The following is a 24,014-nucleotide window of genomic DNA, read 5'->3' as shown; positions in this document are numbered from 1 at the left end:
CAAATGAATTGAACAGGGTGATTATTTAATATATGCGCAGCGATTAATTGAGTAAACAAATTTATTTAATCCGTGAATCATGTAACTTATAATTCAATGCGTGTAACAACTGAACCATTGTATATATCAAACTTTGTACCCTTAAGAATATTTCATTCAAGAGCAAAATTGTAGCTGTGTGACTTAGGTATCAGATTATCTTCTTTATCAGATCAGCTATAAATCTTAGTTAATGGGAGTTGTAAAATAGATGGAAGTCAATACTATGCCCCAGCACCTGAATGAAGTGATTCATAATACTGCATATTGATTGTTCACATTTGAATTACAAAAAATATTTATACGATGAAGTATACACACATGTTCAAGAATAGTAAGCTGATGGCAACATTTTTCCTAGTTGGCTTGGTATTCCTAATGGCATTTACGGTAAGCAATACTGATGGTGGCTTTGCTGAAATCATGAAGAAAATGAAATCAGAAAAAGGCGGCATAATGAAAAAACAACAAAACGTACTAAGCGAAAGGTACGACTTAAGCAATAACGTGTCTGATCTACAGATGTCTGGAAAAAGAAAGTTTACCCAAAAAGGCATCCGGGTAAAACTTTCTCAAGGCACTACCTGGAGTCAACTTGCAGCCATGCGACCTGAAGAAATTAAAGAAAAAGGATTATGGCCAAAGGGATTTTATCCTTTGCCGCACCCAAATCATCCTGAAGGTGGAATGCTGTTTCCCCAATCTCATATTAATGAAATCAAAAAACAAGAAGGGCGCGATCTGACCAGATTCGACCTTGATTTTGACCTACCAGAACATTTTCTTCCGGAATTTCCTGCACCTATATTCCTTACAACCAGACCTGACTTAGGGGATGTTTCACAAGGACAACTGGTGACCATCAAAAATTATTATGATATATTTGATAGTATACTTAATCCTAAGCAATTGGAAGGATTACGTCTGCTTGTCACCCCATTTCCTCAGCAGCAATTCAATGCTACCAGTGATCGTAGATCGGAGATTGCCAGCCTTGGAGTGACCTGTTTTGATTGTCATACGAATGGGAACTCTAATGGTGCTACACATTTAGTTGGTGATATTCGCCCCCAGGAATTTCGTCATCGCTTAGATGTACCCACTTTAAGAGGCTTAAATATTCAACAGTTATTTGGGTCTCAGCGCGCATTAAAAACCATTGAGGATTTTACGGAATTTGAACAGCGTGCAGCTTATTTTGATGGAGATATTACTTTAGCTGCTAAGAAAGGTATGAATATCTTAGACCGTGGTAGTCAGGTTCATTTTATGAGTGAATTTCAAGCTTTGCTGGATTTTCCTCCGGCACCTAAATTAGATATCTACGGAAGATTGGATCCCGAAAAAGCAACAAAATCTGAACTCAATGGAGAAAAATTATTTTTTGGAACAGCGAAATGTGGCACCTGTCACCAAGCACCATATTATACCGATAATCTAATGCACAATCTGCAAGTAGAGCGCTTCTATAAGCCCCAAATGATTAACGGCATGATGGCTTCAGCTGATGGCCCAATTAAAACCTTCCCTTTAAGAGGAATTAAGGATACGCCACCTTATATGCATGATGGTCGGCTTTTGACACTGGAAGATGTTGTGGAGTTTTTTAATTTGGTACAAGGTATTAAACTAACAACCCTGGAAAAACAAGATTTAGTGGCTTTTATAAAGACATTGTGATCAGAAATTGTCTGGACCACTGATTTAGCTGATTCTATGATTTATTTGATTTATCAAACTTTGAATTTATCAAGCGTTTAAATTCTAAACTTTTAGCTCCAAAATTGATGAGCAAGCCAATTTCTAAATTATAGGCTTCCAAATAGTTTATTGCTTGTGCTAGGTGTACATCTTCTAATTTAGTAACTGCTTTAATTTCAACAGAAATTATACCTTCCACCAAAAAGTCAACTCTTCGAGTTCCTATTTGGTGATTTTTAAAAAAAATGGGCATTTCATGTTCTCTACTAAAAGATAATCCTTGCAAAGTCATCTCTATTTCTAATGCTCGTTGATAAATCACTTCCTGAAACCCGTTACCCAATATTTTATGTACTTCCATCGCACAGCCAATAATCTTGCCCGTTAAATCGCTGTATTTATATTGTTCCTTTGAAATCATAGTAAAATCATTTAATCATTTTAATCTGAGGTTCTGACATTTTCTGGCGCTTTCATTTATAGTGCCTTTGGTTTTATTTTTTTCTAACATTTGCAAAACAATTTTAGATTATCAATGCATGAGGTAACATCAATAGAAAAGGCAAACATTTTTCATAATGTAGTTCTTCATAAAATAGACCAATGCCGGCAAGATTATTATAATAGGATTGAATATTTTTATAGTAATGATATTCGCTCCCTATGTACCATAAGTGCTCTCCTAGCATAGTACTTAAAAACCATTTTTCAAGTAATCGAGCAGTTCTGCCATTACCATCATTGAACGGATGAATTTTTACAAACACCAAATGTAGCAATGAAGCATAATAAAAAATTTCTTCAGTATTGAGTTTGGTCTGCAACAATATATCCAATTCATCCCAAAGCTTTTCAAACTCATTTTTTACAATGGATGCACTTGCAGCTTCGTATTGGATTCGTTTCGTTTGTTGGTCCATAATAATCATATTGCCTGTTCTGACAACACCTCGTTGAGATTCATGCAATAGATGTTTAGTCGCTATGCTGTGCGATTTTAAAAAATTGATTTTCGTAAGTTTATGGTCTCTTGCAAATTCATACGCTTCATACAAATCGTTTGGTTTCTGTGTAAGTATGGGCAAGTATTCTATGTTCAGTGTTTTATGTTTTATATAACTATCTACTTCCATTTCTTCACCTTCAATTTTTAAAGATGACATCACGGAAACTGCTGTAAAAAATTTGAAATTTTCTACGTTCCATTCATGTTCCTTTATTTGCTTTAGCGCATCGTCAAGTTTTGTATCCAACAAGGATAGATAAGTTTTGTAAAATTCTTTTGTAAGCAATTGTGTCATTGTTTAAACGCTTGTGAGGTCTCTAGGTGGTTTATTAGAAATGAATTCATTTACTAAGCTTAATTCATAACAACTTTTGCTTTAGTCATCGGATTCCATAATATATGTGTTTATCTCCATCTTTTTCCAAAGATATTAATTTTTTTTGCCACCAAATCTAAAGCTTTACTTCTCCCTTTCAGTAACAAAGTAACACAATTGTTCTAAGGCCAAACGAGCATCATTAGATGGAAGTGTTGCCAGATCTTTAAGCGCCAAATCCCGATAGGCATTCATGCGTTCTATGGATTGGTTGATACCGTTGTATTGGATGATAAATTGTACTGCTTTTCGGATTACAGTCTCGTCTTCTGAATGGTTGCGAATGCTTTGGATAATCTGGAAGCTTTCAGGGTGCGGAGCGTTCTTAAGGGCAATGATCAGGGGAAGGGTCATCTTCTTTTCTCTGATATCATGAATTTTGGGTTTTCCGGTATTGTGCTCAGATAAATCCATTAAATCGTCTTTGATTTGGTAGGCAATACCAAGGTTAAGACCAAAGCGTTTCATGGTTTGTATATATTCTTCACTTTGACAAGTGCTTATGGCACCGCAGGTACATGAAGCAGATATTAGGGTCGCCGTTTTTTGTTTGATGATGTCAAAATAAATGTCCTCGGTAATATCCAGTCTTCGGGCTTTTTCTAATTGTAACAATTCGCCCTCGCTCATCGCACTGACCGCTTCAGACAGGATCTTTAACATGGCATATTGCTCTTTTTCCAGGGCCACAAGGAGTCCCTTGGATAATAAATAGTCTCCCACGAGGACTGCTATCTTGTTTTTCCATAATGCATTTATGGAAAAGAACCCACGCCTTTGGTCAGATTCATCCACCACATCATCATGCACCAAAGTAGCTGTATGCAGTAATTCCACCATGGTGGCAGCGGTATAGGATTCCTCATTTATGGGTCCAAATACCTTGGCACTCAGCAAAGCGATCAAGGGTCTGAATTGTTTGCCTTTGGTTTTGACGATATAGTAACTGATTTTATCTAGTAGAGAAACTCGGCTGGATATAGCTTTTTTGAAATGGGTATCGAACAACTTAAGTTCGTTTTCTATGGGAGACTTGATTTGATTTAAGCTGGTCTTCATGATCATTTAGGCTTAAAGGTAATGGAACCCTTGAATATATAGAACTGGCCTTTCCGGTACTTTGTTCAGTTTTATTAAAATAGTCTATCTTAGCAGCAAATTAAGCTATCGTGCTCCAGCTTTTTAGGAAAAATCTATTTTTTACCACCTTCTTAATTTTTCCTTATGCAATGGTATTGCATTTGGGTACCTGGCTTGGTCAATTTCAAGAACCGAGCTATGAGTCAGACTGGATATACCATCAATTATTTGGTTCCATAAGCTGGTCAATCCAATCTTCATTTATTGTTTCTTCCCTACTTATCGCGATACAGGCGATCATGATCAATCGCATCGTGATTCATCTGAAATTGAATCCCGAGGGACAATTGTTTGCAGGTATTTTTTTTATTATTTTATGCGGATTTCATCACAGTACTTTAGCCTTATCTCCCATACTGGTAGCTAATTTATTTTTTTGCGGTGCTCTGTATTCTGTTTTTGATATTTACATCCGTAAAAATGTGCCTTTCCATTTATATAATTTTGGATTTATGATCGGTTTGGCCAGTTTGTTTTATGTGCCTTACTACATTTTTATTTTTTTTGGAGTTCTTGCTCTGGTTATTCTTCGAGGCTTTGTATTGCGTGAATTTTTTCAAATTCTTTTTGGATTTTTCAATGTGTATTTTTTAGTATTTGTACTTTTTTATGTGTTGAATCTGAATCAAGTCTTTATGGATACTCAGATTAAGTCTTATTTTAGTCCCTATATGTTTTCGATGGAATTGACATCTAAAGGATGGGTGGCCTTTGGAATCATTTTTATCTTATTTATTATTTGTCTGATACAGTTTAGTTTTTTTCAGATTAAACGAACCATTAATATTCAAAAATATTATGATTTGATTTTTTGGTGTTTGTTTATTAGTTTGTTTTCTCTGTTTTTTCTCAAAGTAGTTTCTGTAAGTCATTTACTGATGTTTATCACACCATTATCCATATTATTGGGCTTGTTGATTACAAAAATTAAAAATTCCCTGTTTGAAGAAACTTTACACCTGATATTTGTTCTAACTGCATTATTTTTGCAATTTCAAAATTGGTAGTCTATGAAATTTGGGGTAATAACCTTTCCAGGGTCAAATTGTGATGATGACATGATTTATGTGCTCCAAGATGTTTTAGGACAAAAAGTAACTAAAATTTGGCATAAAGAAACCTCACTAGCCCATTTTAATCCCAATGATTGTATAGTCATTCCAGGTGGTTTTTCTTTTGGTGATTATTTAAGATGTGGGGCCATTGCCAGATTCTCACCCATTATGAATGAGGTCATCAGATTTGCTCAGAGCGGAGGGTATGTATTCGGCATTTGTAATGGATTTCAAATATTGTGTGAAGCAGGTTTATTGCCGGGTCAATTATTGTTGAACCACAAACAAAAATTTATTTGCCAAAATATTTATGTTAAGCCTTGTAATACCGATACCCCATTTACCTATAATCTGGACTTAAACAAAGCCTATAAAATTCCCATTGCGCACGCTGAGGGAAGATATTTTGCAGATGAAGCTACACTGAAGCAACTTAGGGACAATAACCAAATCATGTTCCAGTATTGTGACCAGAATGGTCAGGTGAATGATGAATCCAACATTAATGGTTCTTATTGGAATATAGCCGGAATTTGTAATGAAACCCGTAACGTCTTTGCCATGATGCCTCATCCGGAACGGGCTTCTGAAGCTGAATTGGGAAATACCGATGGACGACTATTGTTCGAAAGTTTATTGGAGTGGATCAGAGAGCACAGTATGCTGATAGCCTAATCAATTGGTTAAATTAGGGTTAAATAGCTTAGAATGTAGAAGTGTCGGCTTAACTTTACTTTAAATTTAGTTTTAATCAAATCAGGTATGCGAAAATACATGTTTTTATTAGCTGTTTTATTGACTTTTTGCACAGCTAATGCTCAGATTTTAGACCCGGTTCATTGGTCTACAGAGGTCAAGTTAATTTCTAAAAATGAATATGAAATCATTTTTAAAGCAGTTTTAGACGAAGAATGGGCCATATACAGCCAGACATCAAACCCAGAAGGCCCATCACCGACAGAACTTACCTTTACCAAAGGGTCCCATTTCTCACTTATTGGAAAAGTCGAAGAAAGGGGTAAGAAGAAAGAAGCTAAAGAGCCATTGTTTGATGATATCATTGTCGCTAAATATAAGGAACACGTAGATTTTGTCCAAAAAGTAAAAATCCTGGATCCTTCAAAGCCATTAAAAGCATCTGTATATTTTACATCTTGCAATAATTCAACGTGTATTCCTCCTACCTCCAAGGATTTTACCATCCAGGTAGGTGGAAATGCTCAGCCTGAAGCTTCTGTTAACGCAATGCCCATCAGTGTTGGTGCCGTTCAGGATCATGCAGGATTGTTGGATCCGGTAAAAGTTAAGGCCAGTCTGACTAAAGAGGGCGACTCTAAGCTTAAGGTTCAGTTCAAAGCAATAATTGATTCAGGATGGTTTATCTATTCCAATAAAATTGGAGAAGACGGGCCTATACCAACTACGGTGGATTGGGATAAAGGAACCCATTATGGGTTTGATGGAGAGCTTAAGGAATTCAGTGACCATAAAGTCACCGGATTTGACGAGATTTTTGAAATGGAGTTAATCAAGTACAAAGAGCAGGTTATTTTTGAACAAGGGATTGATGTCAAAGACCCTAAAATTCCGATCAAAGGTAGTATGACCTTTCAGACCTGTGATGCGACTAAGTGCCTACCACCTAAAACCTTAGTATTTGAAATCAATGCTCAGAATGGAAGTATTAAAATGGAAGGAGATGAAGGCGGGACTGGTTTCTTGATGCCCGGAGAAGGTGGCGATGGTTTTGATCAGACCATACCAACAGTGGTGAATACATTAAAAAATCCCATTGGACAATGCGGCGAAGAATTGATTAAAGGAACCAATCATTTTTGGACGTTTTTATTTGGATTTTTGGGTGGTTTACTGGCCTTACTTACACCTTGTGTGTTTCCGATGATTCCCCTTACCGTTTCCTATTTTACTAAAGGAAGTAAAGACAAAGCTTCCGGATTAAGAAATGGTTTATTATATGGATTATCGATTATCGTCATTTATGTAGCGATAGGATTAGTGATCACAGCATTATTTGGGGCGACTGCACTCAATGAGCTGTCTACGAATTGGGTCGCAAACGTTTTATTTTTTATCATATTCATTGTTTTTGCCTTTTCGTTTTTCGGATATTTTGAAATTACCTTACCGAGTAGTTGGTCTAATAAAACAGATCATATGGCTGACAAAGGAGGGTTGATTGGTATATTTTTTATGGCATTTACTTTAGCTATAGTTTCATTTTCCTGTACGGGTCCTATCATAGGTTCCGCCATAGTAGAATCGGCAAAAAGCCCAATAGGTCCATCCATAGTTATGTTTGGATTTTCGCTAGCCTTAGCCTTGCCTTTTGGACTATTCGCTGCTTTTCCGGCATGGTTGAATAGTTTGCCAAAATCAGGTTCATGGATGTCCAGTGTAAAAGTTGTACTAGGATTTCTAGAGTTGGCTTTGGCATTTAAATTTTTATCAGTAGCAGATATGACCAAGCATTGGGGTATCTTGGGTTATGAATTATTTATGGGATTGTGGGTGTTGATATTCGCATTGATGACCATTTATCTGTTTGGATGGATTAAATTTCCACATGATAGCCCGATCAAGAAATTATCTCCCGTACGTTGGATGTTTGCATTAAGCGCATTGGCAATTACCATTTATTTATCTACTGGATTTAGATATAGTGATGAATATAAATCGTATCATTCACTGCCATTAATGAGTGGACTAGCACCACCAGCCAATTATAATTATTTTTTAGGGGCACCGACTGTAAATCAGGAAATTAAATCCAAATACATTTCTTTTACCAAATGTGCCAATAATATTGATTGCTTTAAAGATTACTACGAAGCTAAAGCCTATGCCAAGGAAATGGGCAAACCATTATTGGTTGACTTTACCGGATATGGTTGTGTGAACTGTAGAAAGACAGAAGAACATATTTGGGTTAATGACAGAATTAGAAATAAATTGAATAATGATTTTGTTTTAGTTTCGCTATATGTAGATGATCGAAAGCCCTTAGAAAAGGAACTAATATCTGCGGTAACCAAAAGCACCATTCGCAATGTTGGTAACAAATGGGCTGATTTTCAAATCGTAAATTTCAATCAGAATTCGCAACCACTTTATGTGATCATGAGTCCAGACGAAGAAGTTCTTGCCAAGCCAAGAGGTTATAAGGAAGGCGTGGATGCGTATAATCAATTTCTAGAATGTGGTCTTACAGCTTTTAAGAGTAGCCACAATATAGGAAGCAATTAATGTGAATTAAAAAAGGAATAAAAGCTTATTGTCTTTTTTTAAATTCCAGGCGCATATCTTCATTCTTTAGTATGAATCCGGTATCAGATTTCGATTCAATCGTGAATGTGTATTTCGATTTTTTTTGATCATCTAAAACAATAAATTGATGATTTCTGATGTCCCAGGTTTCAATATCTAAAATGAACTTCCCCAGTTTACTATCTGTCGAACTAAAAGTGCCATCTTCATTAAGGGTGACTTTAAAATTTAAATTATTTTTTAAACCAGATAACAGGTCCAAACTTTTCATACTTATATCTCCGGCAAATTCGGTAATGGATTTTGCCAATTCACCAATGTTTGATCCTAAATCTTTTATAGTAGCTTTTAGTGAATCTTCGTTTATAATGTTTTGACCATCTTCTTCTATAGTCAAACTATGCTCTACATTAATCTTATCTTCCAGTTTTAAATCATTGATTTCAGATTTTGCTTGATTAATATGTTCCCTTATGGTGTCTTTGATGTGATCAAAATTTAATATTTCCTCTGATAGATTTACAACAACATCATAATCGCCTGTATAAGGTTTACGATGATGATGAGGTTCCGATGAGCATGAAAAAAATAATATACCCGACAAACAAAACAACACAACGAAGCGCATAGTAAAAATAGTTTTAATAAGGATCATTAGAAATAATAATTAAAAAAAAGAAGAACAGTAAATGGGCTCCCAAAGTTCCATGTTTTACAAGTTAGTATTTTGTAATTCTTATGAAAGCTGAAGCCAAGCTCGAAAATTTTTATAATTTTACACGAGATGACAGAATCCATTAAAAAATCCATTCAGGAATCCGCTTTGAGTTGTATCAACATAGAAGCACAGGTAATTGCCCAATTACATACTTCAGTTAATGATGCATTTATTCAAGCCATATATAGCATTTACCAATCCCCTGGAAGACTGGTCATAACCGGAATCGGAAAAAGCGCTATAATCGGACAAAAAATAGTAGCAACACTTAATTCTACGGGTACGCCGGCACTATTTATGCATGCAGCCGATGCCATTCACGGAGACCTTGGTATGGTTCAATCCAATGATATTGTCTTATGTATTTCCAAAAGTGGAGAAACACCGGAAATAAAATTGTTGGTTCCATTGGTAAAAGGTAGAGGGAGTTTGCTCATAGGAATCTGCGCTCAAGCCCATTCTTTTTTAGCACTGCAGTCTGATTATTTAATTTATACTCCAGTTAGTCAAGAAGCAGAACCTAATAATCTTGCCCCAACTTCTAGCACTACAGCACAATTGGTCATTGGAGACGCTATTGCAGTTGCGCTCATTTCTTTAAGAGGTTTTACTCAAATGGATTTTGCGCACTATCATCCCGGAGGTTCGTTAGGTAAAAAATTGCATCTTAAAGTTGATGATTTATACCGATTGAATGATAAACCAAAAGTTGCATTGAACGCTACATTTCACGATACATTGATAGAAATATCTTCCAAAAGATTAGGAGCAACAGTAGTCATGGGTGAATTGGAAGAAATAGCAGGAATGGTAACGGATGGAGACATTCGACGGGCATTTGAAAAATATTCGGATGTAAGCAAACTTACAGCGGAAACCATAATGAATAAAAATCCTAAAATGATTTCTGCTGAAGCTATGGCCACAGATGCTTTGCAAGTCATGCAAGACAATAAAATTTCTCAATTGGTAGTTCTAGAGAACGATAAATATGTTGGTATAATTCATCTACATGATATTCTAAGAGAGGGAATTATTTAAATTTTGTTTTTTAAAATAAGTGAATTATGTTTTTTCCAATTGGTGATGATCAAGTACAGGGAGGTGCAAAACCATTGTTCTCGTATACATTAATTTTGATAAATGTACTTGTTTTCGGATATGAAATCATGTTGACTCCAGATCAAAGTGAGATGATGGTTACTACTTATGGAGCTATTCCACAAGAAATAATACAAGGCCAGGATATGTATACTTTATTGTCCTGTATGTTTCTTCATGGTGGATGGATGCATTTGATTGGTAATATGCTTTTTCTTTGGGTTTTTGCGGATAATATTGAGGCTGTAGTGGGTACTTTTAATTTTATGATTTTCTATATTATTGGTGGAGTTGCGGCATCTGCAATTCATATTTTTTTTAATCCATATAGTGAGGTCCCAATGGTAGGAGCGAGTGGCGCTATTTCTGCCGTCATGGGAGCTTATTTAATCATGTTTCCTTCATCGAGAATAAAAGTTTTAATCTTAATATTTTTCACTACAACATATGTGCCCGCACTTTTTTTTCTCGGAATATGGATCGTCCAACAATTAGTAGCTGGTGTAGGATCATTAAATCCGACTACAGCTGAATCTGCAGGGGTAGCCTGGTGGGCTCATATAGGTGGATTTATCTTTGGAGTGGTAGCTGGTTTTATCGCTAGAAAACAATATAAAGACCAATATACCTACCAAGAGCACGAATAATGGCCATGTTTATTTATGGCTTGTATTAACATGATGAAACCCGGCTCAATCCAGATTTTTCTTGATGACATCATACCATTCTTTCCAACCTGCTCTTTTCTTCAATATCGTTTCGTTGTATTCATTTAAAGTACTTAATTCGGCATCATCATATTGTCTTAATGTATTTAGAATACCTGGGACTAAATGTTCTGCAGTCACATTATTTTGATCAAAATAATAACTGTGAATCCTTCCTTGATGAATGATTGATATTGCTTCAGCAGGACTGAGATGGGCTTGTGTAGATTTAATTTTTTGTTTACCATCAATTGTTTTTCCCGATCTTAATTCTCTAAATAGAGTAACCAGTTGTTCCATTTGTTTTTCTTTGATATCTGCCAGTGAAATATCAATTGTTTTGGCTATTTGCTGAATTCGATATTGAACGATATTCACTTCTTCTTCAAGTGTTGCTGGAAGTGGTAAAACGATAATATTGAACCTTCTTTTAAGTGCTGAAGACATCTCGTAGACACCCTTATCTTGATCATTGGATGTGGCGATCAAATTAAATCCTTGAACAGCTTGTACCTGAAGATTTAATTCAGAAACAGGCAAGGTCTTTTCAGATAAAATAGTAATTAATGCATCTTGAATTTCAGTAGGTATTCTTGATAATTCTTCTATTCTTACAATTTTTCCTGATTCCATGGCCTTCATGACCGGAGATGGAATTAATCCTTCCTGTGTTGGGCCTTGTTTAATTAAAGAAGCGTAATTCCATCCATACCTTAAAGCATCTTCATTAATGCCGGTTGTTCCTTGAATTAATAAATCAGATGATCCGGATATGGCTGCAGTCAGGTGTTCCGCTAACCATGTTTTTGCAGTTCCCGGAATGCCGGTTAATAATAATGCGCGATCTGATAGTAAGGTGGCGATAGCAATTTCAACTAATTTTTTATCGCCAAAATATTTAGGTGTAATTTTTGTTCCATTAGCTAATGTTGTACCCATGATATAGTTCATTACTGCCCAAGGAGACATTTGCCAATTGGGTGGTTTGACCTGACGATCCAATTCAATAAGCATTTTTATTTCTTCAGCAAATGCAATTTCGGCAAAGGGTCTAATGATGGTTAATGACATATTGGAAAGATATTAATAGAGTCCATAGTTTATAAAATAATATAGATCGGTTTTATTTTATTTCAACAAAACTCCAGGCTTCTGCTTTCTCTTGAAATAATTTTTTTGTTTCAGTCCAGGTTTTTAAAAAAAAACTAGAATTTCTATATTGATTTAGTGATTCTTCGCTGGTCCATTTGCTTAATGTACACATGATTTGTGGATGATGAATATCAGATATAAGTTCTACATGAAGACACCCATCAAATGTTCTTATGACAGGGGCGCTTGAATGGAATAATGCAATAAAATCATTGACGTGTTCAGCTTTAAATTTCATTTTTACAATACGTGTGATCATTCAAAAATAATTTGAAGGTTATCATCTACATGTATATCTAAAGTCGTTGCAGCGTGTGATCCACATAAGGCTAAGGTCATAAATCCGGCATCCGAAAAATAAAGATAAAAACCACCATTAACTGGAAGGACTTCATCTGTAGTAAAATGAGAAATGACATCATGTGTTTTGGTATGAAATGAAAATGATCTTCCTGCAGCAATTTTATTAAAAGGTTCTTTCATAATGTTCATGATCAAATTTCCATAGCGATCTATATAACTTACTTTAGTTTGAATTCTGTCCTTTTGATAAACCGGAGAAACATTTATTTTTCGAACCGGATTTTCCAGTTTATCATATAATGCCATCATATCTTCACCACTGGAGATTTGGAAAACAGCAGCTGCAATTCGCTCGCGGTATTGATAACAATCTTCACTAATTCTGAGTATATATTCAGGAGATTGTTCATCACAAATCATATTCAACAATCCATTGTCGGGCAAAATAAAATAACAGGATTCAAAATAAGCCAACAGAATTCCATTATCTTCTCCTGCATTAAAAACCCAAGCAAGATGAATACTTTCATGAGGAAAAAAAGGATAGCCATTCTTAATCATAAAGGCTGCTTGCACAAGATCAAAAACCGGAATCTCATGGCTCAAATCTACGAATTGAACATTAGGAGCATGTTTTAGAATACACGCTTGTAATGCGCCAGTTCGAAAATCACGAGTTCCAAAATCCGTGGTCAAACTAATTAATTGGGGTTTAGATATCAAAACGAATTAATTATAATTAAATAATGTTGGAAAATTAGGCATTTCCTGAATAAACTTTACATTTGTGTATGAATAGATTTCTAATTAGATTTCTAATGAATTGATTTTTAATATTTTAACCGCTCAATAAAAATTTTCATTTGTCTCAAAGCGAAATTATTTTAACCATTGAGAATATTGACCCAATATCACTTTATGGTGAACGAAATTCAAAACTGAACCTCATTCGTAAAGCCTTTCCCGACATTACCATAACCTCGCGGGGATCACAGTTAAAGATAGTTGGTAAAAAAAGTGATGCTCAGGAGGTAAAACACAAGATAGAATTGATGGTAAAAATTCTTCGGGAGCACCATGAATTATCAGTTCATAATGTGGAGGATTTACTACAGGGAGATAACCCTTTGCAAATCCAAATTTCTCAACACGAGAACAAGCATGTATTGCTTCATGGAAGGGAAGGGAAGGCAATATATGCCAAAACAAAAAACCAACTATTACTCGTTAAAGCAGTTGAAGAAAATGACATTGTTTTTGCAATAGGACCAGCAGGGACAGGAAAAACCTATACTGCTGTGGCTCTTGCGGTGCGAGCACTTAAAAACAAACAAGTCAAGAAAATTATATTGACAAGACCGGCAGTAGAGGCTGGAGAAAGCCTTGGATTTTTGCCCGGAGATTTGAAAGAAAAAATAGATCCATATCTAAGGCCTCTTTATGATGCGCTCGATGATATGATTCCGGCTGAACGATTAAATCAGTTTATTGAAAACCGGGTTATTGAAATTGCTCCCTTGGCATTTATGCGAGGAAGAACATTGGATAATGCCTTTATTATATTGGATGAGGCACAAAACTCCACCACGCTCCAGATGAAAATGTTTTTAACTAGACTGGGTCCATCAGCAAAATGTATTATTACAGGAGATTTGACTCAAATTGATTTGCCCTATAGACAAACATCAGGATTAAAACAAGCCATTAAAATATTGGGACGTGTAACGGGTATTACATCTGTTTTTCTAACCATTGATGATGTCGTAAGACATCGATTGGTAAAGGATATTTTGAAAGCGTATGAAAAAGAGGATAATCGGAATCGGTCTAATGTGGAAGAAGAATAAGTTATGAATACAGCTAAAGTTTTATATTTAGGAGATCTGAGAACACAAGCGATACATCTTAGAAGTGGAGAATGGATAACTACGGATGCACCCATAGATAATCAAGGAAAAGGCGAGTATTTCTCTCCTACGGATTTGGTGGCATCGGCACTTGGATCCTGTATGCTAACTGTCATGGGGATTGCGGCACGAACCCATGGTATTGATATGGATGGAACTTATGCAGACATTCTCAAAGTTATGGCTGATCAACCAAGGCGGATCTCAGAAATCCATGTAGGTATTTTTTTTCCCGATAAGGCTTTTACATCGAAACAAAAATCAATATTAGAGCATGCTGCCCGAACCTGTCCGGTGGGTCGCAGTTTAAGTGAACAATTAAAAGAAATCCTGACGTTTCATTGGCCGGAAAATGAATCTTTATAGACTTGTTTCAAAGTGGACAGAATAAGAATTGTAAAGTCGCCAACTAAGCTTAGTGGTGAAGTTTTGCTTCCTGGTTCAAAGAGTATTTCCAATAGAGTATTGTTGATTAATGCATTGAGTCGATCTCAAATTCCGGTAGAGCATGTCTCTGAAGCTGAGGATACTCAAGATATGATTCGCTGTTTAAACGATGATGGGTACGATATTTATGTGGGTGAAGGTGCTGCGGTGTTGAGATTTGTATTAGCTTATTTTTTTGTTAGTAAAAAGACCAAACATGTTTCGGCTAGTGAAAGTTTGACCCGGAGACCCATCAAACCATTAATAGATGTACTCCAACTATTCGGAGCATCTTTTACTTTTGATCAAGAATTAAATAGTCTTCCATGCGTCATAACGACGCCTACTATTTTAAGGATTAATGAGATAGAAATTGAAGCGCATCAAAGTAGCCAATTTGTATCTGCAATACTTTTGATTGCGCCCTATTTGGAGCATGAATTGAAGATTCGGTTACCACACAAAATGGTTTCAGCATCTTATGTTAATATGACCATTAGCCTAATGAAATTATTTGGAGTAGAAGTTCAATGCGATGAACATACATTTCAAATTAAGCCGTCCAACTATAAGCACATATCATATACGGTAGAGGCTGATTGGAGTTCTGCAGCATTTATTTTTTGTATGGCAGCATTAACAGATGATGTAGATTTATTTATTAAGGGATTAAGAAAATCCGGACTTCAAGCTGATGAAAAAATAGTGGATTATATTCATCAATGGGGCGTTAGATGTCAGTGGACGGAATCAGGATGTCATTTATCCAGACCACAATTGATTCGTCCAAAAAATATAACTATTGATTTTTTAGATCACCCGGATTTATTTCCGGCATTGATGATCTTATGCGCAAAGACACAGGTCAATGCCACTTTTACTAATGTTCAACATTTGCAATTTAAGGAATCCAATCGATTAAAAATATTATGTGAATTTATATGTAGTTATGGATCTAGTGTCAATTATGAAACTACAGAAGAACAACTTGATATTCGTGTGAATAATGGTGGATTTAAATTTACTGAGTTGGATATTTTGGATACCCATAATGATCACAGGTTGGCGATGGCCTATAGTTTATTAGGAGTCAATGGAGATGTGCAAATTAATAATCCTATGGTCGTAAAAAAATCATTTCCAGAATTTTGGAACGTATTAAAAACAATTGGTTTTGAGTTAATGATAAATGGTTAATGATAAATGGTTAATGGTATAACATTTTACAATTGACATTTTACATCTTACAATTGACATTTTACAATTCCAATTAAACACTAATGATTTTTATCTCTACACGCTGATTTAATGCGCGTCCATCTTTTGTGGCGTTGGACGATATGGGCATTCGTTTTCCATAACCTTTAAAAGTAACCCGATCTTCAGAAATACCTTTACTCAGGATATAGTCCCTGACGGCTTTAGCTCTATTCGTAGAAAGTTTGTCGCAATAGTTATTCGTAGGAATATTATTGGTGTGGCCACCAATTTCTATTGTAATTTTTGGATTAGACTTCAAAAAATCATAAACTTCATCCAGAACAGCAAACGAACTGCTATTAATAGTTGCACTGTCAGCCGCAAAAAATAGTTTTTCAATTTTTATGGTTTGTCCTACTTTTACTTTGTTGTGATCCAGTTCTTTTAATATTTTATTGGATTTATTTGGAGTAGGTGTAGCGGTGATTACCGTTTGTTTTTTAGGTGGTGTTTTTAACTCATTGGGTGATGTTGTATTTTGAGTTAGACGTTTGCGTTCCTTCTCTTCAAATTGTTGGTCACGTTTTTTTAGGTAGGCATCGTATTTAGCTTTCTCGGTTGGACAAGGCATAATTGTAATGTGAGAAGCATTATCCAATAGAATATTGCCATTATATGGAAATGGATTAGGTACTTTATAATAGGCTTCTAATTCAAGATACGTAATATTTGATTTAGGCATAAATTCAAAATCAAATCGCTTCCATTCAGTATTTTCAACAATTTCAGATTGATCTAATAATTGTTTTTGATGGCAATATGCTTCCCCACCCCAAATTTGCAATATGGCAGGAGTTGTGAATGCTTGTAATTGGGGATTACCTTTTGTAATAGCACTTAAATATTCCAATGAGCGTGTCATATAAATGGAAAAGGAATAACATTTACCTGCTAATAGCGGCTTGGTTAATTTTTGATTAATTCGTTCATAGGTTTCATTCTGTCTAACCACCATGCCTAAATAGGTATTGCCGTCATACGCTTTTTTTGTGACGCCAAATAAAGGTTCCAATGGAGGCAAGACGGGTTGAATATCCGTAGGTGTTTCTTCTTTAAAACCACAATCTATCCAACCTTCAGGGGGTTTGCAGCATTTTGGTGCTCCCTCAAAAGACCCATTAATAATAGTGATCACGCCATCAGTTTGTTGACTTTGAGCGAGGTTCAAAACCCACATTGATAAGGTGAAAAGAATATAAACTTTGCGCATATATGGTTCAATCGAAATGGTAAACGAAATTGATCGCCCATTTGTTGGTTAATATTGTCTTAATGTATAATTTTTTTTATAAGTTGCTATGATTTGATTTGTAATGACAAAGTTAAGGCTAAGTCTTTGTATTTGAAACCATTAGAATTGAATATTATTATGGAATTGGGGTAAAGGATTTTAATTTTATTTGTCCGTTTTGCAGGGGACAAGAATAATGTCCGATGCCTTATCTAAAAGTATATTACCATTGTAAGGTAAAGTACTGGTAGGATTATAATATGCTTCTAATTGCAGGAATGATATATTTGATTGTGGCTTAAATTCAAAATCAAAGCGTTGCCATTCTGTATTTTCTACAAGTGGGGAAGTAGCTAAAAGTTCCTTTTGATGACATGCAGCATCTCTGCCCCATATTTGTAAAATAGCAGCGGTAGTAAAATCTTTTAATTGCGGAGTACCACTAGATGTATGACTTAAGTATACTTGAGATCGAGTCATGTATATAGAAAAGGAATAACATTTACCATTTAACAGAGGCTCAGTTAGTTTTTGGTTGATTCGTTCGTTGGTTTCATTTTCTCTAACTACCATTCCTAAATAGGTGTTGCCATCATAGGCTTTCTTTGTAACACCAAATAATGGTTCTAAAGGAGGTAAAACAGGTTGAATATCTGTTGGAGTTTCAAATTTAGATCCACAATCGATCCATCCATCTGGAGGTATACAACAATATGGAATTCCTTCAAAAGACCCATTAATAATGGTGATTACGCTATCATTCTGTTGACTTAAAGCGAGGTTCAAAACCCAAAGTGATAAATTGAATAGGATATAAAATTTGCGCATAATTGATTCAATCGAAGAGGTTAGCGAAACTGATTGACCATTTGTTGACTACTATTTTATTAATACTAATTTTTTTCATATTTATTTTTTAGATTTGATTTGTAATGACAAAGTTAAGTCTAAGTCTTTGTATTTGAAACAATTAGGATTAACTATTATTATAGTTTTGGTGAATAGGTTTTTACTTTTCTTTGTCCGTTTTGCAGGGTATTAGGATAATATCTGAAGCATGATCTAATAGTATATTTCCATTATAGGGTACAGTACTTGAGGGATTATAATATGCTTCTAGTTCTATATAATTAACTTCGGATTTTGGACTTAACTCAAAATTAAATCGGATCCATTCGGTATTTTCAATTGGATACGACATACCCAAAAGTTCCTTAGGTTGGCAATAATTATTTCCGCCCCATATTCTAAGAACTGCAGGTGTGGTATAGGGTATTAAAATCTTATAGTTTTCTCTTGTCCCACTATTGTAAATTGGGGAATGGGACAAATAAATTGAAAAATAGTAACAGTTATCTGCTTTTAGAGGTTTAGTGAGTTTCTGATCTATACTTTCATAAGTTCCGTTTTGTCTGATCACCATTCCTATATAAGTATCCCCATGAACAGCTTTCAGTGTAACTCCGAAAAGTGGTTTTTCTGGAGGTAATAAGGGTTGAATATCTGGTGGAGTTTCATCTTCAAATCCGCAAACTATCCATTCTGTTGGAGATTTACAACAACCCGGAACACCTTCAAAAGATCCATTAATAATGTGTATAGTGTCGTTTATGTCTTGTCCTAAAAGAGTATTTAAAACTAAAAACAAAAAAAAATTTGATATAATAAATCGGGTCATTTCAAAGACTTGAATTTAAAATGTTTATTGCGATTTTTTCTTTGACTCATTTTTTTGAAGACTTTAAACCTGTAATATAGACTCCTTTATTTGATGCTTCCATCGCTTATGCGTCCAAAGCCAATCTGGTGGATTGGTTCTGATGATCGTCTCCAATCTAGACATATAGATTTGGGTTATTTCGCCAGGTTTATGTTGACTAGGATCCTCAATCAGTGGACTAAAAGTAAGTTCGTAGTAACCTCTTTTGACCCGCTGGATATCTACAAATACGATGGGTAATTGATGATTGAGCGCATATTTTTCCATGCCATGAACACAAGCAGTATCCTGATTCAAAAAATGTACCCATATCGCATCTTTGATATTGGAAGGATTTTGATCGGACATCATAATAATGAGTTTTCCCTTAGGGATTTCTTCTTTGATTAGCCGGGTCTCAGAAGTAGGAATTAACATTATAGAACCTTTGGATCGGAGTTTATTCAAATAATCATTGATTCTGACATTATTGACTTTCTTATAAATGCCAATACTTTGATTTGGAAAATTATACCCGAATCCAAATATGCCCCATTCCCAATTACCGTAATGCCCTGCAGTCGCAATGACGGATTGTTTTGAAGCTAAAAGCGTTTTTACAAAATCAGTATTGAGAAATAAACTTCGCTTTAATATCTCATCTTTAGTCATACTTAATCCTTTGATGGACTCAAGCATAATGTCAGTTAGATTCAAATAAATACCTTTGATCCATTGTTTTTTAATGTCAGCTGAGACATTTGGAAAGCTGGCATTTAGGTTTTTATGTATGACCGATAATCTATATTTAACGACGTGTTGGAGGATCCACCTCAATCCATCGGAGATGATGTATAACACTGGAAATGGTATCCATCGGAAGAGTTGAATAAATATCAGAAAGAACCAATAGGCGATCATAATCAGATGTAAAAATAAAAACTATGGTCAACTAAAGCTAATTTAATAATTTCATGCTTTAATTCAATCGATGAAGCGAAATTTTAGTCTAATTTTTTTGTGGGTATTGGTAGGTGCTACCACTTTTGGTCAGTATGTACAATTGGTCAATCCGTTTATTGGAACTGGAGGTCATGGACATACGTTTCCGGGCCCAACAACGCCCTTTGGAATGGTACAATTGGGACCCGACACCAGACTGGAAGGATGGGACGGGTGTTCCGGATACCATTATTCCGATAGTATCATTTATGGCTTTAGTCATACCCATTTATCCGGTACGGGAATTCCAGATTATTGTGATGTATTGATCATGCCTTCATCCGGAGATCCGACATTTGTCAATCTTGGAGTTTCAGGAAATGGTTATGCTTCGACTTTTAGCAAATCAAAAGAAAACGCTTCACCAGGATTATATCAAGTTGAATTAAATAAATATCAGATTCAAGCTAAACTTACAACCACTCCTAGAACTGGTTTACATGAATATACTTTTCCAAAAGGTACACATCCGTGGATTATTATAGATTTAAAACATCGCGACAAACTGATTCAAGGAGGATTCACCATAGATAAATCCAATGAAATAAGTGGTTATCGCATCTCGAATTCATGGGCTAAAGAACAACATATCTATTTTAATTTGATTACTTCCATGCCTTTTTATAAAGTACAATATAGTGCAGATTCTATGCAGTTGATTTGTTTTTTTGAAAGGCCCACAGATGGAAAAATTGTACTTCAATGTGCTATTTCTCCTGTTGACATGGAAGGGGCAAAAAAGAATTTAAATGCTGAACATATGCATTTTAATTTTAAGAAAGCGTATGAAGCAAATGTTAAAACATGGGAATCGATGTTGTCAAGAATTCGAATTCAAGATGAGCAACAATTGACGAAGAAAAGAATTTTTTATACGGCTTTATACCATACTTTAATGCACCCAAATATATACCAAGATGTGGATGGAAGATTTCGTGGTATGGATAAAAAAATTCATCAGGGAGATCTAAAAAAACCTAGGTACACCGTATTCTCCTTATGGGACACGTACAGAGCCGCACATCCACTTTATGAACTCATCTATCCTGAATACAATCAGCTTTTTGTTGAAACTTTCTTAGAGCAATTCAAAGAATGTGGTCGTTTACCGGTGTGGGAATTAGCTGGAAATGAAACCTACTGTATGATTGGAAATCATTCCATACCTGTGATCGTAAATGCTTATTTAAATCATCCAAAAAAGTATTCTAAACATTTAATAACAACGGCTATTCAAAAGACTTTAAATCAAAATTTTTCTGGTTTAGAATTTTTTAATAAACAGGGATTTATTTCATCAGAAGAAAGTAGTGAATCCGTTTCTAAAACAATAGAAAATAGTCTTGATTATTATGCTGCAAGTCTGATGAATCCGGTAGACCTTAATTTAAAAAGGGCTGCATATTATTATAAAAATTTGTTTAATCCTGACAATGGCTTTTTTCAGGCAAAATTGAATCAGAAATTTATTACACCATTTGCTCCGAATGAAGTCAATCAACATTATACGGAAGCGAATGCATGGCATTATATGTTTGGAGCACATCATGATATAGAAGGAATAAAACAATTGTTGTCTCATCAACGGATGAATAGTTCAGAAAAAAATACTGCTTCACTTGAAAATAAATTGGATGAATTATTCCGTTCCAGTTCTGAAATGAGCGGAAGAGTACAATCAGATATTACTGGCCTCATCGGACAGTATGCCCATGGTAATGAACCCAGTCATCATGTGGGATATCTTTATAATTATTGTGGGCGATATGATAAAACGCAGGATATCCTCCAACATATTATGGATTCATTTTATTTGGATGCGCCAGATGGATTGTGTGGAAATGAAGATTGTGGACAGATGTCAGCCTGGTATGTTTTTAGTGCTTTGGGATTCTATCCCGTTAATCCAATAAATGGGTCATACGATAAAGGTATTCCTCAATTTGGTTCTGCAAGAATTGTAGTTCCAGGACAAAAAGAAATAAAAGTGAAAGTCAACATAAAGGGTGAAAATGAGCGTTTTAAAGCTATCCAAATAAATGGATCTTCAGTCAAGTCTCCTTTTGACATTAAGCCCGGAGATCAATTGGAATTCTTAACTACTGATCAGATGGATAAAGTAGATCATATTTCGATAATCAGCAAGCAAAATAGTTTCATGATTTTGCCTTACGTACAAAGTGGTGACAGGGTTTTTACTGATAGTACTGTAGTCAGCTTGGCACATATAAATCAAGTGCCTATCGAGTATTGTTTGGGGCACCCCAATGATATTGTCATTAAATATAATCAGCCACTAGTATTTAAGAACAATACAACATTGTTTTTCAGACTTCAACAGGTAGACCACACTAAACCAAATGGAGCATGGTTAAAAGCAGTATTTGATAAAAGGCCTTCAGGATTAAGTATTCATTTGAATACACTGTATGCATCTCAATATAGTGCAGGAGGAGTTAAAGCATTACATGATGGACTTTCAGGGAGTCTGGATTTTAGGGATGGTTTTTGGCAAGGGTATTGGGGCAAAGATCTTCATGTAGATATTGTATTAGATTCCATTAGCCCGGTTCAAGAAATAAATCTGCGATGTCTTCAAGATCAAAATTCCTGGATAGCATTGCCTAAGGAGGTCAAATTTTATTATTCTTTGGACGGCAAGGAATACAAATGGTTGGCTGATGTCCATCATGATATTCCATTAAAAACTGAAGACCCACTTGATTATACATTTAAAGCCTATGATATTCCACGAACTAAGTATCTTCGTTTGGAAGCAATAAATTATGGCCAGCTTCCTTCATGGCACATCGGAGCAGGAGGCGATACATGGATCTTTGCCGATGAAATTCAAGTAAAACTAAAACAATGAAAACCAGACGAAATTTTATACTTAATACCGGTTTAACAACTTTTGGACTTGCAGTTTCAAATCAGTTAAAAAGCATGGCTGCGCTTTTAGAACATTCTAATAAATATAATGGAGCTACTGTAATCGCCACTTGGAATAATCATAAAGCCGCTTTGGCAGCTTGGCAAATATTGGAAGCTCATGGATTAGCCATAGATGCAGTAGAGGCAGGAGCAAGAGTTCCGGAAGCTGATCCTCTAGATACATCGGTTGGTTATGGTGGTTATCCGGACCGTGATGGAAATGTGACCTTAGATGCTTCTATAATGGATCATATGGGAAATGCCGGGGGTGTTATGTTTTTAGAAGGTATTATGCATCCCATTTCCGTAGCAAGAAGGGTTATGGAAAAGACCCCTCATGTATTTTTAGTAGGTGCAGGAGCCAAGGGTTTTGCATTAGCTGAAGGCTTTAAAGAGGAGAATCTATTAACACCAGTGGCCGAAAAAGCTTGGAAGGAGTGGTTGAAGAAATCTGAGTACCAACCCAAAATCAATGTAGAGCGCCATGATACGATTGGTATTTTAGCCCAGGATCATAATAGAGATCTAAGTGGAGCTTGTACGACCTCTGGGTTGGCATTTAAGATGAAAGGGCGCGTGGGAGATTCGCCTATAATTGGTGCTGGCCTATATGTGGATAATCAAGTTGGAGCTGCAACGGCTACAGGTTTGGGTGAAGCGGTAATCAAAAAAGTAGGCTCCTTTTCTATAGTTGAAATGATGAGAAATGGCAAAGGGCCGCAAAAAGCATGTGAAAATGCTATTAAAAGGCTGTTAGATCTGAAGGGTTATAAAGATCTTCAGGTTGGGTATATCGCTATTAACAAACAGGGAGAAATAGGTGGATATAGCCTACAACCGGGATTTCAATATATCGTAGCCAGACAGGGAAAATTAGAGCTTATAGACTCAAATTCTTACTTCAAACCTTAAGATTTCTACCTTCCAAAAGAAATATTACATTTTTTTTATATTTATTTTTTTTATCATATT

Annotated in this window: 22 protein-coding genes; 11 read left to right on the top strand and 11 right to left on the bottom strand. The window is 35.5% G+C overall.

What is annotated here, in order from left to right; translation table 11 throughout:
* The first annotated feature begins 381 nt into the window (after positions 1 to 381).
* The gene (locus IPK88_03945) at positions 382 to 1,719 is read left to right on the top strand and encodes a cytochrome B6 (protein MBK8242554.1); all 1,338 of its coding nucleotides are present in this window, start codon (positions 382 to 384) and stop codon (positions 1,717 to 1,719) included.
* A 34-nt stretch (positions 1,720 to 1,753) separates the two neighbouring features.
* Here IPK88_03945 and IPK88_03940 read toward each other — a convergent pair whose 3' ends face one another.
* From IPK88_03940 to IPK88_03930, 3 genes are all read right to left on the bottom strand, one after another.
* Positions 1,754 to 2,161: a GxxExxY protein gene (locus IPK88_03940; protein MBK8242553.1), complete on the bottom strand. Its 408-nt coding sequence runs from the start codon at positions 2,159 to 2,161 to the stop codon at positions 1,754 to 1,756.
* 103 nt (positions 2,162 to 2,264) lie between these two features.
* Positions 2,265 to 3,041 carry a Fic family protein gene (locus IPK88_03935; protein MBK8242552.1) on the bottom strand — a complete coding sequence of 259 codons (777 nt, stop codon included), beginning with the start codon at positions 3,039 to 3,041 and terminating at the stop codon, positions 2,265 to 2,267.
* Positions 3,042 to 3,206: 165 nt separating this feature from the next.
* Positions 3,207 to 4,181, bottom strand: coding sequence for a polyprenyl synthetase family protein (locus tag IPK88_03930; protein ID MBK8242551.1), 975 nt, complete (start codon positions 4,179 to 4,181; stop codon positions 3,207 to 3,209).
* Between the two features lie 110 nt (positions 4,182 to 4,291).
* Here IPK88_03930 and IPK88_03925 point away from each other — a divergent pair, with 110 nt between their 5' ends.
* From IPK88_03925 to IPK88_03915, 3 genes are all read left to right on the top strand, one after another.
* Positions 4,292 to 5,269: a hypothetical protein gene (locus tag IPK88_03925; protein ID MBK8242550.1), complete on the top strand. Its 978-nt coding sequence runs from the start codon at positions 4,292 to 4,294 to the stop codon at positions 5,267 to 5,269.
* A gap of 3 nt (positions 5,270 to 5,272) precedes the next feature.
* Positions 5,273 to 5,992: a phosphoribosylformylglycinamidine synthase subunit PurQ gene (purQ, locus tag IPK88_03920; GenBank protein ID MBK8242549.1), complete on the top strand. Its 720-nt coding sequence runs from the start codon at positions 5,273 to 5,275 to the stop codon at positions 5,990 to 5,992.
* A gap of 87 nt (positions 5,993 to 6,079) precedes the next feature.
* On the top strand, positions 6,080 to 8,581 hold the full coding sequence (locus tag IPK88_03915; GenBank protein MBK8242548.1) for a thioredoxin family protein: 2,502 nt from the start codon (positions 6,080 to 6,082) through the stop codon (positions 8,579 to 8,581).
* 25 nt (positions 8,582 to 8,606) lie between these two features.
* On the opposite strand, the gene IPK88_03910 is transcribed toward IPK88_03915, so the two are convergent.
* Positions 8,607 to 9,257, bottom strand: coding sequence for a hypothetical protein (locus IPK88_03910; protein MBK8242547.1), 651 nt, complete (start codon positions 9,255 to 9,257; stop codon positions 8,607 to 8,609).
* Between the two features lie 129 nt (positions 9,258 to 9,386).
* Between IPK88_03910 and IPK88_03905 the strand changes: the two genes are divergently transcribed.
* Both IPK88_03905 and IPK88_03900 read left to right on the top strand, forming a co-directional pair.
* Complete coding sequence (locus tag IPK88_03905) at positions 9,387 to 10,361, top strand: KpsF/GutQ family sugar-phosphate isomerase (GenBank protein ID MBK8242546.1); 975 nt, start codon at positions 9,387 to 9,389, stop codon at positions 10,359 to 10,361.
* A 26-nt stretch (positions 10,362 to 10,387) separates the two neighbouring features.
* Positions 10,388 to 11,068 carry a rhomboid family intramembrane serine protease gene (locus IPK88_03900; protein MBK8242545.1) on the top strand — a complete coding sequence of 227 codons (681 nt, stop codon included), beginning with the start codon at positions 10,388 to 10,390 and terminating at the stop codon, positions 11,066 to 11,068.
* Positions 11,069 to 11,113: 45 nt separating this feature from the next.
* Here IPK88_03900 and IPK88_03895 read toward each other — a convergent pair whose 3' ends face one another.
* The 3 genes from IPK88_03895 to IPK88_03885 are packed head-to-tail and all read right to left on the bottom strand — an operon-like array spanning position 11,114 to position 13,306.
* On the bottom strand, positions 11,114 to 12,199 hold the full coding sequence (locus IPK88_03895; GenBank protein MBK8242544.1) for an AAA family ATPase: 1,086 nt from the start codon (positions 12,197 to 12,199) through the stop codon (positions 11,114 to 11,116).
* A 52-nt stretch (positions 12,200 to 12,251) separates the two neighbouring features.
* Positions 12,252 to 12,539, bottom strand: coding sequence for an antibiotic biosynthesis monooxygenase (locus IPK88_03890; protein ID MBK8242543.1), 288 nt, complete (start codon positions 12,537 to 12,539; stop codon positions 12,252 to 12,254).
* Positions 12,536 to 13,306: an SAM-dependent chlorinase/fluorinase gene (locus tag IPK88_03885; protein ID MBK8242542.1), complete on the bottom strand. Its 771-nt coding sequence runs from the start codon at positions 13,304 to 13,306 to the stop codon at positions 12,536 to 12,538. Before IPK88_03885 ends, IPK88_03890 begins: the two co-directional genes overlap by 4 nt.
* A gap of 140 nt (positions 13,307 to 13,446) precedes the next feature.
* Here IPK88_03885 and IPK88_03880 point away from each other — a divergent pair, with 140 nt between their 5' ends.
* Genes IPK88_03880 through IPK88_03870 form a run of 3 tightly spaced genes read left to right on the top strand, consistent with a single transcriptional unit; the run spans position 13,447 to position 16,113 of the window.
* Positions 13,447 to 14,430, top strand: coding sequence for a PhoH family protein (locus tag IPK88_03880; GenBank protein ID MBK8242541.1), 984 nt, complete (start codon positions 13,447 to 13,449; stop codon positions 14,428 to 14,430).
* A gap of 3 nt (positions 14,431 to 14,433) precedes the next feature.
* Complete coding sequence (locus IPK88_03875) at positions 14,434 to 14,856, top strand: OsmC family protein (protein ID MBK8242540.1); 423 nt, start codon at positions 14,434 to 14,436, stop codon at positions 14,854 to 14,856.
* Between the two features lie 12 nt (positions 14,857 to 14,868).
* Complete coding sequence (locus IPK88_03870; GenBank protein MBK8242539.1) at positions 14,869 to 16,113, top strand: hypothetical protein; 1,245 nt, start codon at positions 14,869 to 14,871, stop codon at positions 16,111 to 16,113.
* A gap of 73 nt (positions 16,114 to 16,186) precedes the next feature.
* Here the strand turns inward: IPK88_03870 and IPK88_03865 are convergent, their stop codons facing one another.
* The 4 genes from IPK88_03865 to IPK88_03850 all read right to left on the bottom strand — a co-directional run bounded on the left by IPK88_03865 (position 16,187) and on the right by IPK88_03850 (position 20,027).
* Positions 16,187 to 17,386, bottom strand: coding sequence for an OmpA family protein (locus tag IPK88_03865; protein MBK8242538.1), 1,200 nt, complete (start codon positions 17,384 to 17,386; stop codon positions 16,187 to 16,189).
* Between the two features lie 186 nt (positions 17,387 to 17,572).
* Complete coding sequence (locus IPK88_03860) at positions 17,573 to 18,235, bottom strand: hypothetical protein (GenBank protein ID MBK8242537.1); 663 nt, start codon at positions 18,233 to 18,235, stop codon at positions 17,573 to 17,575.
* A gap of 181 nt (positions 18,236 to 18,416) precedes the next feature.
* On the bottom strand, positions 18,417 to 19,085 hold the full coding sequence (locus IPK88_03855) for a hypothetical protein (protein MBK8242536.1): 669 nt from the start codon (positions 19,083 to 19,085) through the stop codon (positions 18,417 to 18,419).
* A 63-nt stretch (positions 19,086 to 19,148) separates the two neighbouring features.
* Complete coding sequence (locus IPK88_03850; GenBank protein MBK8242535.1) at positions 19,149 to 20,027, bottom strand: lysophospholipid acyltransferase family protein; 879 nt, start codon at positions 20,025 to 20,027, stop codon at positions 19,149 to 19,151.
* Positions 20,028 to 20,097: 70 nt separating this feature from the next.
* Between IPK88_03850 and IPK88_03845 the strand changes: the two genes are divergently transcribed.
* Entirely contained in the window at positions 20,098 to 22,980 is a 2,883-nt protein-coding gene (locus IPK88_03845; GenBank protein MBK8242534.1) for a GH92 family glycosyl hydrolase, read from the top strand.
* Entirely contained in the window at positions 22,977 to 23,954 is a 978-nt protein-coding gene (locus IPK88_03840; protein ID MBK8242533.1) for a N(4)-(beta-N-acetylglucosaminyl)-L-asparaginase, read from the top strand. Before IPK88_03845 ends, IPK88_03840 begins: the two co-directional genes overlap by 4 nt.
* Positions 23,955 to 24,014 lie beyond the last annotated feature (60 nt).

Origin of the sequence: Candidatus Defluviibacterium haderslevense (assembly GCA_016712225.1) — a bacterium.
In the GTDB taxonomy this organism is placed as follows: Bacteria; Bacteroidota; Bacteroidia; order Chitinophagales; family Saprospiraceae; genus Vicinibacter; species Vicinibacter haderslevensis.
Note: the sequence above shows the minus strand (reverse complement) of the source record. Positions and strands in the feature narration are given on the sequence as shown.